Annotated in this window: 16 protein-coding genes; 13 read left to right on the top strand and 3 right to left on the bottom strand. The window is 56.8% G+C overall.

The window, feature by feature from the left end; all coding sequences use genetic code 11:
* The first annotated feature begins 214 nt into the window (after positions 1 to 214).
* The 13 genes from I0K15_RS12420 (at position 215) to I0K15_RS12360 (ending at position 10,823) form a co-directional block, all read left to right on the top strand.
* Positions 215 to 1,126 (top strand): glycosyltransferase family 2 protein, encoded by a 912-nt coding sequence (locus I0K15_RS12420; protein ID WP_196101828.1) that lies wholly within the window; start codon positions 215 to 217, stop codon positions 1,124 to 1,126.
* 209 nt (positions 1,127 to 1,335) lie between these two features.
* Positions 1,336 to 1,662, top strand: coding sequence for an ABC transporter permease (locus tag I0K15_RS12415; protein WP_196101827.1), 327 nt, complete (start codon positions 1,336 to 1,338; stop codon positions 1,660 to 1,662).
* On the top strand, positions 1,559 to 2,179 hold the full coding sequence (locus I0K15_RS12410; protein WP_338420743.1) for an ABC transporter permease: 621 nt from the start codon (positions 1,559 to 1,561) through the stop codon (positions 2,177 to 2,179). The genes I0K15_RS12415 and I0K15_RS12410 overlap by 104 nt, the downstream gene beginning before the upstream one ends.
* A 10-nt stretch (positions 2,180 to 2,189) precedes the next feature.
* Positions 2,190 to 2,978, top strand: a complete 789-nt coding sequence (locus I0K15_RS12405; protein WP_230374106.1) for an ABC transporter ATP-binding protein — start codon at positions 2,190 to 2,192, stop codon at positions 2,976 to 2,978.
* 143 nt (positions 2,979 to 3,121) lie between these two features.
* Complete coding sequence (locus I0K15_RS12400; protein ID WP_196101825.1) at positions 3,122 to 4,060, top strand: NAD-dependent epimerase/dehydratase family protein; 939 nt, start codon at positions 3,122 to 3,124, stop codon at positions 4,058 to 4,060.
* Positions 4,057 to 4,665 carry an SIS domain-containing protein gene (locus I0K15_RS12395; RefSeq protein ID WP_196101824.1) on the top strand — a complete coding sequence of 203 codons (609 nt, stop codon included), beginning with the start codon at positions 4,057 to 4,059 and terminating at the stop codon, positions 4,663 to 4,665. Before I0K15_RS12400 ends, I0K15_RS12395 begins: the two co-directional genes overlap by 4 nt.
* Positions 4,662 to 5,660 carry a GDP-mannose 4,6-dehydratase gene (locus tag I0K15_RS12390; protein WP_196101823.1) on the top strand — a complete coding sequence of 333 codons (999 nt, stop codon included), beginning with the start codon at positions 4,662 to 4,664 and terminating at the stop codon, positions 5,658 to 5,660. Before I0K15_RS12395 ends, I0K15_RS12390 begins: the two co-directional genes overlap by 4 nt.
* A gap of 38 nt (positions 5,661 to 5,698) precedes the next feature.
* Positions 5,699 to 6,541 (top strand): transketolase, encoded by an 843-nt coding sequence (locus tag I0K15_RS12385; RefSeq protein WP_196101822.1) that lies wholly within the window; start codon positions 5,699 to 5,701, stop codon positions 6,539 to 6,541.
* Positions 6,538 to 7,476 carry a transketolase family protein gene (locus I0K15_RS12380; protein WP_196101821.1) on the top strand — a complete coding sequence of 313 codons (939 nt, stop codon included), beginning with the start codon at positions 6,538 to 6,540 and terminating at the stop codon, positions 7,474 to 7,476. The genes I0K15_RS12385 and I0K15_RS12380 overlap by 4 nt, the downstream gene beginning before the upstream one ends.
* Complete coding sequence (locus tag I0K15_RS12375; protein ID WP_196101820.1) at positions 7,473 to 8,513, top strand: zinc-binding dehydrogenase; 1,041 nt, start codon at positions 7,473 to 7,475, stop codon at positions 8,511 to 8,513. Before I0K15_RS12380 ends, I0K15_RS12375 begins: the two co-directional genes overlap by 4 nt.
* An 11-nt stretch (positions 8,514 to 8,524) precedes the next feature.
* Positions 8,525 to 9,133: a hypothetical protein gene (locus I0K15_RS12370; RefSeq protein WP_196101819.1), complete on the top strand. Its 609-nt coding sequence runs from the start codon at positions 8,525 to 8,527 to the stop codon at positions 9,131 to 9,133.
* Entirely contained in the window at positions 9,130 to 10,146 is a 1,017-nt protein-coding gene (locus I0K15_RS12365) for an aminoglycoside phosphotransferase family protein (RefSeq protein WP_196101818.1), read from the top strand. The genes I0K15_RS12370 and I0K15_RS12365 overlap by 4 nt, the downstream gene beginning before the upstream one ends.
* A 14-nt stretch (positions 10,147 to 10,160) precedes the next feature.
* Complete coding sequence (locus tag I0K15_RS12360) at positions 10,161 to 10,823, top strand: class I SAM-dependent methyltransferase (RefSeq protein ID WP_196101817.1); 663 nt, start codon at positions 10,161 to 10,163, stop codon at positions 10,821 to 10,823.
* Positions 10,824 to 10,866: 43 nt separating this feature from the next.
* On the opposite strand, the gene I0K15_RS12355 is transcribed toward I0K15_RS12360, so the two are convergent.
* The 3 genes from I0K15_RS12355 to I0K15_RS12345 are packed head-to-tail and all read right to left on the bottom strand — an operon-like array spanning position 10,867 to position 13,768.
* Complete coding sequence (locus I0K15_RS12355; RefSeq protein WP_230374105.1) at positions 10,867 to 11,544, bottom strand: class I SAM-dependent methyltransferase; 678 nt, start codon at positions 11,542 to 11,544, stop codon at positions 10,867 to 10,869.
* A 19-nt stretch (positions 11,545 to 11,563) separates the two neighbouring features.
* Positions 11,564 to 12,877, bottom strand: coding sequence for a class I SAM-dependent methyltransferase (locus I0K15_RS12350; RefSeq protein WP_230374104.1), 1,314 nt, complete (start codon positions 12,875 to 12,877; stop codon positions 11,564 to 11,566).
* Between the two features lie 12 nt (positions 12,878 to 12,889).
* Complete coding sequence (locus I0K15_RS12345) at positions 12,890 to 13,768, bottom strand: sugar nucleotide-binding protein (protein ID WP_196101815.1); 879 nt, start codon at positions 13,766 to 13,768, stop codon at positions 12,890 to 12,892.
* Position 13,769 lies beyond the last annotated feature (1 nt).

Raw genomic sequence — 13,769 nt, 5'->3', positions numbered from 1 at the left:
TATTGTCCTGCCTTACGTTTACGTACGGGCGAAGCCCCAGCTTTCGAGAGCATCGCGCCGTTGCGGGGCAGTTAGCTCTGAATGCCCGCATTATGGAAGCGGTCAAACCGCTTTCGCTCCGACTTTACGCTTGCTAAAGACCGCACCAGACAACCGAGCGGAGATGCACGGGATGACACCAACCAAAGGGCCTCTCGGGACCGGGATAACAGGCGTGACGGCAGTCATCCCCAATTACAACCATGGGTCGGTCATTTCCGATGCGATAGCAGCCCTCACCGCCCAAAATCCCGCCCCCAGCCGTATTGTAGTCGTCGATGACGGCTCGACCGATGACAGTCGGCGAGTGCTGCAGCGGCTTGCGGAGACTCAACCATTACTGCACGTGGTTTTTCATGAGCGGAATATGGGTGCCATCGGGGCGCTGAACACGGGCCTAGCGGCGACGCAGACGGAGTACGTCTACTTCGGCGCTGCTGACGACAAGGTGCAGCCCGGCCTGTTTGAAGCGCTGCTGCCACTGCTGGCCAGTGCGCCGGCGATCGCACTGGCCTCGACTGAGGCAATTGTCACCGATCTCGATACGGGCAGCTCTGCGTTGCGCCCGCCGGTGCTGCCGGCTTTCGAACCAGCTGTCTTTTCTCGCGACGATGTCTGCGCCCTTTTCCGGAACATTGACAACTGGATCCTAACCGGGGCTACGATATGGCGCACGGATAAGCTGCGAGCGGCAGGCGCCTTCAACCCTGCGCTTGGCGCACTAGCGGATGGCTTCGTCGCGCGGCAACTCGCATTTCGGCATGGCTCCGCGTTCGCCCCCGTACCAGGGGTCGAGTGGCGACTCAGCAACAGTGGAATTTCGCGCAGCCTCGCCTCAGATCCAGATAGCGCAGAACAGATCTTGTCCGCAGCGATGAGGCAGATGGCCACCGATCCTTGTTTTCCGTCGTGGTATCCAAAGCTGTTTGCGCGGCGATGGCGATTTGGAACTGCTCGAGTACGTCTCGCTGCGTCGCCTGCGTGGCGCCGGCTTGTTCTGCAAGTCCTACTCACGTTGCATTATCGCCCTACCAACGTTCTTCGGATCATAAAAACTATGATTTGGCGACAACTTCGTCGGATCTGATTGGCTCCGCGCCGGAAGCGCGCACAAGATCTAAAGGAACGAGAACGCCGCAAGGCCACCGAGTTGATCACCAGTGGCGCAGGGGACCACGCGCAGCGGCACAAGTTGACACCGGCGGACGGTCGGCCTATCGCAAAGCTCCTCGAGAGCTTGTCTGGCGACCACCATCATACAGGCGCTGCCCTACCATCGGCCCTGGAGAGTAAAATATGAATCCGAGTATCGGCAACCCGCTGCCGGAACGAACCTATGGTGATCCGGCACAAGCCACGGCAAAGGCCATTGGCGACCTGACGGAGGGGCTGCAGTCATGGCAACTCTGGACTAATCTCGGCTGGCAGGACGTTCAGCAACGCTACCGGCGCGCTGTGCTTGGCCCTTTCTGGATTACCATTAGCATGATGACGCTGGTTCTCGCGCTGGGTATAATTTATGCTGGCATGTTCCGGATCGAAGTCGATGTTTTCATACCACATATTGCTTCTGGTTTCGTTATTTGGTACTATTTTTCCTCTACCATCAATGATGGCAACTAGTGGCTTTACTGGTGCTGAAAATATTATAAAAGACGGGGGACGGCCCCTATCGATCCATATATTTCGGTTATGTTACAGAAATCTCATTATCGCACTACATAATGTAGCTGTAATGCTTGGCATTTATATTTGGAATCCCTCTCTCCTTAGCTGGAACTTTCTCTTTTTGATACCTGCCACTGTGCTTTTGATTATTAATATGGTGTGGCTGTCATTGCTCGTCGCTATAGTTTGTGCCCGTTTCCGCGACGTGCCCCCTATCGTCGCAAACGTTGTGCAGATGCTGTTCTTCGTGTCTCCAGTGATATTCAAGCCGGAAATCCTTCCGCCGGAACTCTCCTTTGTCGTGGACTACAATCCTTTGGCTTATATGATGGAAGTCATGCGCAGCCCGTTGCTGGGGCAGCCCCCCTCGCTTCTTTCTTTTGCTCTGATGGCGGTTTTTGCGCTTATCGGCTGGAGCTTTACGTTCAGATTCTTCCGTATGACGCGGCATCGGATCGCTTACTGGCTGTGAGGACTTCGGTATGACCCAACTCATGGATATCAAGCCCGACACTGATGTTGGCGCTCACGTCAGCTTCGAGAATGTCAACGTCGAGTTCCCGATCTATTCGTCCCATGGTCGGTCACTGAAGCGTTCAATGCTTCAGTTCACGACTGCAGGGCGAGTAGGCCTCAGTTCCGACGACCGGCTGGTCGTCCGTGCTCTGAAGTCCCTGAGCTTCGAGGCTAAACACGGTGATCGCATCGGCCTGATTGGCCGGAACGGCTCTGGAAAGTCCACACTCCTGCGTGCACTCGCCGGCGTATATGAGCCTGTATCGGGCCTCGTACGCATTCGGGGGCGTGTCCAATCCCTCATCGACATCAATCTCGGCCTCGATATCGAAGCATCGGGCTACGAGAACATACGCGTTCGCTGTCTCTTGCGCGGCGTTGGAAAAAAGCAGCTCGAGCGCCGGATGGAGGACATCGCAGAAGTGACGGAACTTGGCGAGTTCCTGCACATGCCTGTCCGCACGTATTCGAGTGGGATGGTCCTGCGGCTCGGCTTCGCTATCTCGACCTCCATGGTCCCTGACATCCTACTGATGGATGAGTGGATCGGGGTAGGCGATAGCACGTTCGTTGAGAAGGCGCAGAAGCGTCTGCGGGAGATGGTTGGGGCAAGCGGTATCCTGTTCATCGCCTCCCACAACGCGGAGATCATCGAGAAAACATGCAACCGCGTCTTATGGCTGGACCAAGGCGACATACGCATGGACGGTTGCCCGAATGAAGTTCTAAAGGCCTATGGCGACTGCGCCTCATGAGCAAGTGTTCACAAATCAAAGCGAATTCACCATTGCGCGCGTGACAGGCAATGGATAAGCGCGGTGGGCAAGGAAACTGAGTTCGCCGACAAGGTTGGTGATCGCTGCCTCAGCGCGAAGAGGCAGCAGATAAGAGGGGCTCCATGAAGATTCTCGTTACCGGTGCATGTGGCTACAAGGGGAGCGTTCTGGTTCCCAAACTTCTAGCCGCAGGGCACTCCGTCGTCGGCTTTGATATCCAGTGGTTCGGCAACGAGTTGACACCGCATCCAGACCTAACCGTCGTGAAGGGCGATGTACGCGACATAGATTCTGTGCCACTGGATGACGTGGATGCCATTATCCATCTTTCTAGCGTGGCGAATGACCCTTGTGGAGACCTGGACCCGAAGCTGACTTGGGAAATCTCTTGCCTCGCGACGATGCAGCTTGCCGATCAGGCGAAGCGAAGAGGAGTAAATCGCTTCATTTACGCTTCGTCGGGCAGCGTCTACGGTGTCAAGGAGGAGGACCAGGTTGTCGAGGATCTCGAACTTGTTCCCATCTCCGAATATAACAAGACTAAGATGTGCGCCGAACGCATCCTAATGTCCTATGCGGAAGACATGGTCGTGCAAATGGTGCGCCCGGCTACGGTCTGTGGTTTTTCGCCCCGTATGCGGCTTGATGTATCGGTCAACCTTTTGACGATGCAGGCTTTGGAAAAGGGCAAAATAACCGTCTTCGGCGGCGATCAGACCAGACCAAATATTCATATCGACGACATTACAGATCTCTATGTATTTCTACTTGAACACCCCGAACACACAGGTGTTTACAATGCGGGTTTTGAGAACATCTCGATTATGGACATCGCTAAGATGGTACAAAAGCACGTAGATGCTGAGATCGCGGTGACACCATCCAATGATCCACGCTCCTACCGTGTAAATTCCGACCGCCTGCTCGCCACGGGCTTTCGCCCCCAGAAGACCGTTGAGGACGCAATCAAGGAGATGGTCGGCCTCTACCGGCAAGGAGCGCTTGTAAATGACGATAGGTTCCACAACCTGAAATGGATGCAGAAGGGCTATGCCAAATGACCACCGCGATCCCGGATCCGGCAGATCATTTCAAGGCCTACTCCAAGCGTATCTCTCACCTGTTGTCTGAGTTCGACTGGTCTCTGGTTCAGGAACTTGCGTATGATTTGCTAGACTGTTGGAAGACGGGCCGCCAAGTTTTTCTCGCAGGAAACGGAGGCAGCGCAGGCAACGCTGTGCACCTTGCCAACGACTTTCTTTACGCGCTCTCAAAGCGTGCAGGCTCTGGACTGCGCGTGCACGGCCTTCCAGCCAACCCTGCAGTCCTTACCTGCCTCGCAAATGATGAGGGCTATGACAAGGTTTTCTCCCTCCAACTTGCCGTACAGGCTCGGGCGGGCGACGTGCTCGTCGTATTCTCAGGGAGCGGCAACTCTCCGAACATTTTGGAAGCTTTGGAAGAGGCGCGCCGCATCGGTATGAAAAGCTACGCAATCCTCGGCTTTTCCGGCGGCAAAGCACTCCAGATGGCCGATATGCCAATTCACATACAACTCGATGACATGCAGGTCGCTGAAGACATGCAACTCATCATAGGTCACATGCTTATGCAGTGGCTCTCCTTACACAGCGACGAAATTGTCCCGGCGGAGCATCGGACATGAGCGGGCACGAGCGCTTCTTGGTTCTCGGATCGAATTCTTTTTCCGGTGCGACGTTCTGCGACTTCCTCGCGGCAAGCGGCATCGACGTCATCGCCACGTCTCGCTCGCCGGAGGCTCCGACACCGCTCCTACCATACAAATGGCAAGAGAGGCCGGGCGCCGTCCGTTTCGAGCGGATCGACATAAATCACGACCTCGACGCGTTGGAAGCGCTGCTCAAACAGGAGCAAATCACTCATGTAGTGAACTTCGCAGCGCAGAGTATGGTTGGAGAAAGCTGGCAGAATCCAGACCACTGGATGATGACCAACGTTGTATCAACTGTGCGCCTGCATGAGCGCCTGCGCGGGCACAGATTTCTGGAACGGTATGTCCACATTACGACGCCGGAGGTTTATGGCTCGACGGACGGATGGGTGAATGAGGACGCGCCGTTCAATCCGTCCACGCCTTACGCTGTGTCCCGCGCCGCCGGCGACATGAGCCTGCGCACCTATGTGGACACCCATGATTTTCCAGCTGTGTCGACGCGGGCCGCGAACGTCTACGGACCCGGCCAGCAACTCTATCGCATCATTCCGCGAACAGTCTTCGCTGCTCTCGGTGGGCAGAAGCTACGGCTGGACGGCGGCGGCAAATCGGTGCGTGTCTTCGTCCACATGACCGACGTATCCGACGCCACACTTCGGATCGCACGACAAGGACGGATCGGAGAAACCTACCACATCTCTGGCTATGAGCTCGTCTCCATCCGCCGTTTGGTTGAGATGATCCTAGAACGGCTGGGCCGCAACTTCGATGAATGCGTCGAGATAGGACCAGATCGTCCAGGCAAGGATGCAGCTTATACGCTCGACAGCGTTAAACTCCGAACTGAGCTCGGTTGGCGGGACCGCACAAGCCTCGCTGAGGGGATTGATGATATCGTATCGTGGGCAGAACGGTTCCGAAATGCTCTACCTGATCTGCCTCATAAATATGAACACCGCCCTTAGGCTCGCTCACTGCCTGCCGAGCTGCCGAGGAGGCTGCAATGACCAATACGAAAGACCATAACCTACTGGACACGGTCCTTCTGCAACGCAAGGCCGCCCAACTCCGCGGACGGGTAGTGGAGATGAGCCACAAGGCGCGCGCCGCCCATCTCGCGTCGTGCCTTTCTGCCTGTGACGTTCTTGCTGCGGCCTACTGGCATGTGCTGAACGTGAACCCAGCGACGCCGGACGCGCCGGAGCGAGATCGCTTCATCCTTTCGAAGGGGCACGCTGCGGCAGCGCTATATGCTGCACTTGCCTATCGCGGTTTCTTACCCGAAGAAGAATTGGATAGCTTTTGCCAAGACGGCGGCCGCCTTGCAGAGCATCCACCCGCCAATCTGCTGCCGGGAGTAGAGGCGGCGACGGGCTCGCTGGGCCACGGTCTCCCCATAGGAGTAGGCATGGCGATGGCGGGGCGTATCCGAGGCGAACGCTTCCGCGTCTTCGCCCTGCTTTCGGACGGTGAGAACAATGAGGGCTCCGTCTGGGAGGCAGCGATGCTGGCCTCAGCTCAACGCCTGGGCAACCTCTGCGTTATCGTGGACTACAATAAGTGGCAGGCAACCGCACGATCGAACGAGACGCTGGAACTGGCTCCTCTCCGCGATAAGTGGGCGGCCTTCGGCTGGGACGCGAGAGAGATCGACGGTCATGACATCGCGGCGCTTGCTGTTGAGATGGCGGCCGTTGGGTACGAAGCGGCGCGGCCTGTCGCCTTGATCGCCCACACCATAAAGGGAAAGGGTGTCTCCTTCATGGAGGACGACAACAACTGGCACTACCGTGCCCCGACCGCCGATGAGGTCGCCGCAGCGCACGAGGAGCTTGGTCTGGTATGAGAAACGCGTTCGCGAACGAACTGACTACACTCGGCGGCGAGGACAACCGCGTGGTAATGCTGTCAGGCGACATCGGAAACCGGCTCTTCGACAAGTTCCGCGCGAAGCATCCGGACCGCTTCTTCAACTGCGGTATTGCCGAACAAAATATGATGGGCGTCGCCGCAGGGATGGCAATGTCCGGCCTTCGGCCCATTGCCTATACGATCACACCTTTTGTGACGACCCGCTGCCTAGAGCAAATCCGTACCGATGTCTGCTACCACGAAGCACCGGTAACCATAGTAGCGGTGGGTGCGGGTCTCGCATATGCCGGCCTCGGGCCAACGCATCATTCCTGCGAGGACATCTCGTTCCTCCGGTCGATCCCGAACATGACTGTCGTGTGCCCCGGCGATGAGTGGGAGGTGCGCGCAGCACTGCGCGCCGCGATCGCGGACGACCGGCCCTGCTACATCCGCATGGGTAAGAAGGGCGAACCAGTAGTTCATGACAGCATCCCGGCCGACTTCGCCATTGGCCGCGCCCTTAGCCTTCGCAAGGGAAGAGACGTTTGTCTGCTCTCCACCGGCAACATGCTGCCCGAAGTGCTGGAAGCCGCTGATCTGCTGGAGAAGGAAGGCATCTCCGCCTCCGTAGCAAGCTTCCATACAGTAAAGCCCTTGGACGAGGTGTATCTCGCGACAGCCTTTGCCGATCATCCGCTCATCGTGACTGTCGAGGAACACTCGGTGATCGGCGGCTTCGGCGCAGCAGTCGCGGAGTGGCTCATCGATACGGGCACACGCAGTGGCAGCTTGCTTCGGATTGGCACGCCGGACCGCTTCTACAAGCTTTCAGGTGAGCAGGATTTTGCACGTGAGCAGTTGGGCCTCTCCGCGCAGCAAATCGCCGGCCGCATCGTAGAGACCCGTCGTCAGAAGGAAGCATCATGAAGACTCGCGCCGCCATTCTTGTGGAGACCGGAAGGCCGCTGGAGGTAGCCGAGATCGGAATTCCAGCACTGAAGCCAGGCCAAGTGCTGGTCGAGGTGAACTACTCGGGCGCGTGCGGTACCCAGGTAATGGAGTGGCGCGGCGAAAAGGGCGAGGACAAATGGGTACCTCATTGCCTAGGGCACGAGGGGACCGGTGTCGTGCTAGAAACTGGATCTGCAGTCACAAAGGTGCAGCAGGATGACAGAGTCGTGCTCTCGTGGATCCGCGGCGTTGGGCAGGAGGCCGGAGGAGCTGTCTATGACTGGGCGGGGAGAAAGGTAAATGCCGGCGGCGTAACTACGTTCCAGAAGCTGGCTATCGTCTCAGAAAACCGCCTGACAAAGGTGCCGGTGGGGCTGTCGCAGGAACTTGGCGTACTGCTCGGATGTGCCGCGCCAACCGGCATGGGTGCAGTCTTCAACGTTTTGAAGGCACGACCGGGAGATTCTGTCGCTGTGTTCGGGACTGGAGGCGTCGGGCTCAATGCAGTAATGGCTGCAGCCTTCAGCGGCGCGACTCCGGTGATCGGTATTGATCCAAGCCCTGCCCGGCGGGAGCTGGCCATAACCTACGGTGCAACACACGTACTTGACCCCAGCGAGTCCGATGTGGTCGAGGCGATCCGAGAGATCGTGCCAGGCGGCGTTGATCTCGCAGCCGAGGCCTCCGGCCAGCCAGCTGTTATGAAACAAGCACTCCAGACTACCCGCGCTCAAGGTGGTCGTGCCGTAGTGATCGGAAACGCGAAGGCAGGCAACGCCCTCTCGCTAGACCCAGGTCTCTTCAATCAGGGGAAAAGCCTTCTGGGCACGTGGGGGGGGGACAGCGTACCCGACCGCGACTACGCTCGCTTCGGGAAGCTAATCGCAAGCGACCGTTTCCCTGTTCAAGATCTCCTATCGGCTCCATACGCTCTATCGCAAATCAACGAGGCTCTCACTGATCTGGCTGCGGGCACCATTGGCCGTCCTCTTATCGACATGTCGCTCGACTGATGGATCAGGCAATGCGCATCGGAATCGACTTTGACAATACAATTGCTTGTTACGATGGCGTATTCCACCGAGCAGCCGTGGACAGGGGCCTGATCCCGCCAGATGTCGGGATGAGCAAGAACGCTGTGCGCGACCATCTGAACAGCTCCGGCCGAAAGGAAGCATTCACCGAACTCCAGGGTTGGATCTATGGCCCAGGCATGGATCTTGTGTCGCCCTACCCGGGGTTCGACATCTTCGTCGATGCGGCGGTCGGAGTGGGTCACGCGATATTCATCGTCAGCCACAAGACTCGGACCCCATTGGCGGGCCCTGCCTACGACTTACATTCCGCCGCCCGTAACTTTCTCGATCTGAGGGACATCACCGGGCCCAACCGGATTGCAGCCGACGCTATCTTCTTCGAGGAAACGAAGGAAGCAAAGGTGGCCCGGATCGGCGAACTCGATTGTGACGTCTTTATCGATGACTTGCCGGAGATCCTGACAATGAGGGGCTTTCCGGATGAAACGAAGGCGCTGCTCTTCGATCCCCTGCGGCATCATAACGGCGACCATCCCGCCCTTCACCATGTTGGATCATGGGAAGAGATCGGTGAACTGCTTATTACTTTGGGATGACAAGCACGACGGCGGACGCAGCAACTACGAGCCTTGCAGCAGAGTTGGCGGGTCGCGCCGGACTGTTACCACCTGCGAGCATGGAGCGTTTGTCTGGCGGAAAGAACAATAGAGTCTATCTGCTCCGCAGCGACAGCGGCTCGGATAGTGTTTTGAAAGTATACTTCTCCGACAAGCGCGACCGGTTGGGCGCAGAATGGCGTTTCCTAACTTACGCTCAGGCTCACGGGATCGCGTGCGTACCTAAGCCGCTTGCCAAGGATACGTCTGCTGGAGCCGCCCTCTACACCTTTCTGCCCGGACAGAAGCGGAGCAGCAGCGCGACCTCAGAGGATGTGGCAGAGGCCGCACGCCTCATCGTCTCCTTAAATCCACCGTCCGAGGCGGAAGCGGACGCAATGGGACCTGGCTCTGAAGCATGCTTTACGATTGGTGAACATCTGGCCTCCGTCGCGCGCAGGGTCGAGCGGCTCCGCGCGCTCGATGTCGCACGGCCCTACGTTGAGCAGGCCGTAGACCTTGTGACAGATCGCCTGGCACCGATCTGGCGACAAGTTGCAGCGTCGACTCTCGAAAATGCGAAGCGCGCCGGTATAGATATCCATGCGCCACTGGTTCCGGCCGAACGAGTCATCTCGCCTTCGGATTTCGGTTTTCACAACGCACTTGTCCATAATAACACTCTGAATTTCCTTGATTTCGAGTATGCTGGCATGGACGATCCAGCAAAACTCGTCGGTGATTTCTTCGCTGTGCCAGAGATCCCCGCACCTCAGGACTGCTTCGATGTTTTCGTTTCGGCACTCTCTGCCGGCCTCGCTCTCGGCGCGGCCTTCGAAGCCCGCGCCGCAGCTCTGCGTGACGTCTACCGCGTAAAATGGGCCTGTATCATCCTGAATGACTTCCTACCTGAGGACGCTGCCAGACGCGACTTCGCGTTAGGGACCAATCATGCGGAACGTTGCCGCGCACAAATCGCGAAGGCGCACGCAAAACTTGATGAAATTGCCTAGCGAGGAGAGAGACCATGCCCTACCGCGACTTCGTGAGCTTGATCCACAAGTCCACGCCGCGAGATTATGTTGCGCGTGTTACCGAACGAGATAAAGCCGAGGTCGCCGAACTGGCTGTCCTGTTCGACTACGACTACTGGGACGGCAGTCGCCAAACCGGTTATGGAGGCTATCGCTATGACGGCAGGTGGCGCAAGGTTGCGGATGCAATGATCGACACCTATGGCCTGAAGGCTGGAATGCGAGTACTCGATGTTGGCTCCGGGAAAGGCTTCTTACTTCACGACTTTGCGGAAGCTTGTCCTGGCATTGAGGTCGCGGGAATAGACATCTCCGCCTATGCTATTGAGCATACAATGGAAACCGTGAAGTCTTTTGTACAGCAGGGCAGCGCAGCGCTGCTACCATACCCAGACGATCATTTTGACCTCGTGATATCCATCAACACGCTGCACAATCTTTATAACTACGATCTGTGGGCAGCTCTTAGAGAGATCGAGCGCGTCAGTCGCGGGAGCAAATATATTTGCGTTGAGGGCTACCGCAATGAACGCGAAAAGGTAAATCTGATGTATTGGCAGCTTACATGTCGCGCCTTCCACACGCCTACGGAATGGGAATTCATATTTGAGCAGTCCGGCTACTCAGGCGATCATGAGTTCATATTTTTCGAATAATAATGAAATCGTGCTTCCGCATCATTGCGGAGGCACGCATAATTCAAATCTTCCGGCCTGCCGCAACAGCGAAGATGTAATGCGCCATCTTATGATAGCCTGTATGCACCACCTCATCATTCATGCTGAAGATAAAGACGTTGTGGAAGTACCTTTCCATTAGCGCCTTCAAATCTGGTGCCGACTTGCAATTTACATGTCCCGCCTTCGACTGTAGTGAGGCGTAGACTTGACTCTCCAACGACGGCAAGCCGATTATCGCGCAGCCGTTCAGATCAAGCGTGCCGAAGCAGTTATCGAGAAAAAGCTGCTCCTGAGAGGGCTCTATGTGCTCGAGCACGTCGCAGGCATAGACCGCATCGAACGCACCGGGTACGGGACCGTCGAGCATGTCATGAACGAAGACATCGAATTCCCACTTCGCCATCATCCGCGACTTCACATCTTCTATGAAAACTGGATCAAAATCGATTGCCGTTAGCTTTTCGACTTCTGCTTGTACGATCCGCGTTCCAAACGCATCACCACAACCGATCTCCAGCGCGTGCTTGCGACCGGCTAGCATCTTCGACACGAATTTGTATCGGGAGAAGCGGAACACAATGTGCTTAGGATCCTCGTGCCAGCTCTCACTGCTACGCAAGCCCATGCGTTCAAAGCCACGCTCCTCCGCAGCCTCAACACAAACCTGATACTGTGTTTCCTTCGTCTTCGCTTCCATCATTCTTCCCTTGACATATTCACTGGGCAAAGCGCTCGGCGTCTGCAAAATCAATGGGTTCCTCGCCATCTCGGCCGACAACGCGGGTTTCCGGGCACAATATTACAAACCGGCCGCCCTTCTCGAGATAATCGCGGTTGGTCTCGACGATTTTTGCAGAGTGCACCCAGGCAAGGATGACACAGTAGTCCGGCATCCGTTCGCAGAGTTCCGCTGTCGGCAGGATCGGTACGCCATCCCCCGATGAATAGCGCCCAACTTTTTGTGGGTGATCGTCCACAATAAAATCGATTGACTCGCGCAATCCCATCTGAGCCATCAGCGTTGGACCACTGCGTGCCGCCCCGAAAGCAGCGATGCTTTTGCCTTCAGATTTCCATTTGGCCGCGAGCGCCCTGGTGCCATCTCGCAAATGCTGCACCCGCGCGCCGAAGTCCAGCATCGTGTCGAGCTCGTCGAGAGACCGCGCATCCTCCAGCGCAATTGTTTCAATGACCGAGTGTTCGACGGGACGGCCCGCACCCTTTATCTGAACAGCGCCAACCATCGAGCCGTGCTGGATGCGCGCCCGGTCTAGTGCGATGAGTTCCAGTCCATGTCGGTCCAGGAATTGCACGAGCGGTTTAACGGAGTGATGGCTGAGATGCTCGTGAAAGATCGTGGCGATCAACATACCGTCGATAATGTCGAGCAGATATTGTGCCTCGAAGAAGAACAGGCCATCGGGTGCCAGCATCTCACGCACGCAATCGGTCATCTCGCCTAGATCGTCGGCGTGTGCAAAAACGTTGAATGCGCATATAATATCGGCGAGACCATGTTCCGACTTGATTTGACGGGCGAGTGCGGGGCTCATCAGTGCGTCGAATGTTGGGATGCCATCTTCGTTGGCTTTGCGCGCCACGTCCTTGGCGGGATCAATGCCAACTACTTCATATCCCCTCTCCTTGAAGGGCTTCAGCAGAGAGCCGTCATTGCTGCCAATATCAACTACGAGCGCTCCCTCCGACGGCTGAACACGCTCGAGTATGCGCGCAGAGACGTTGGCGAAGTGTTCAGACATGCCCTTTGCGTCGCCTGAGAAGTATGTGTAGCTGTCCCACAGCGTGTCAGGGTTGATAACATCAAGCTGCTGCACATGCCCGCAGGACTCACACATATAGACGTCCACCGGATACCGCTCAGCCAATTTCGCACTCTTTGGATCGTCTGTGTAGCCTTCCGAGAGTGGAATGGGCTCGAGTGCCACCACGCGATGCACATCCGGGCTGCCGCAAAGCCGACAAGTGTCACGACGAAAGTGAATTGCGTTCACGAAGAGATCTCCTTTCACGCAGGTCTGAATTCAAACCGGAAAGATATCGGCAATGGCTGCATCCAGCGGCTGTGGTTCGATACCAGTAAGTGGTGTCGTGCGCGTCATGCCGAGCCCGCTGTAAGTGGGAAGAAAGGCGATGTGCACGCCCTTCGCTTTTGACGTGGTTGGTCTCACCCGACTGGGATCTACACCGATGCGCCGAGCAATTGCCTCAGCGAAAGCAGTGTAGTCAACATTCTCTGCTCCGGATAGATGCAGATTGCCAGCGATCTTAAGCTCGGCAATCCGTGCGAGGGAGGCGCTGACAAAATCAACCGACATCGGGGCGAAGACGAGGTCTTCAAAGGGCTCCACATCTTCTCCCCGCTCCCATATCGCACGCCATGCAGGTATGGGCGAGGTATCAGAGGAAAGGATCTTGGTCAGACGGGTTATGCAAAGCCGGTCTGCCGTCGAAGTTGTCTGTGCCACCGAACGTATAGCAGCTTCGCACTCCGACTTCTGACGCGCATAGGCGATTCCGGGCGAATGTGGGTCATCCTCGTGCGGCCACGGCCTATCTCCACCGAAGACCGAATTGGTGGAAATAAAGGTGACGTGCAGACCTCGATCAAGCAACGCGGCCACAGTTCGCGGTACCATCTCAACATTGATGACACGTGCCATCGGATCAGTCTCGCAGAAATCATAGTTAGTAGCGGCTGCAATCACGAGGGCGGAGCCGACCTGCTCCGGAACGTCAAACTCCTCAGGACGTTCGAAATCGAGCAGAAGGCGCTCACCATCAAGGGTATCCGGCCGCCGAGTGGTGGCGAAGACGGGTCTTCCCTGCGATTTCAAATGCCTGATGACGCCGCCTCCCACTAGACTGTCGCCGCCAACGACGAGAATGGCTTCGTCACTCATT

Source organism: Pontivivens ytuae (assembly GCF_015679265.1).
In the GTDB taxonomy this organism is placed as follows: Bacteria; Pseudomonadota; Alphaproteobacteria; order Rhodobacterales; family Rhodobacteraceae; genus Pontivivens; species Pontivivens ytuae.
The sequence above is the reverse complement of the archived record's forward strand: the minus strand, read 5'-3'. Positions and strand labels throughout refer to the sequence as shown.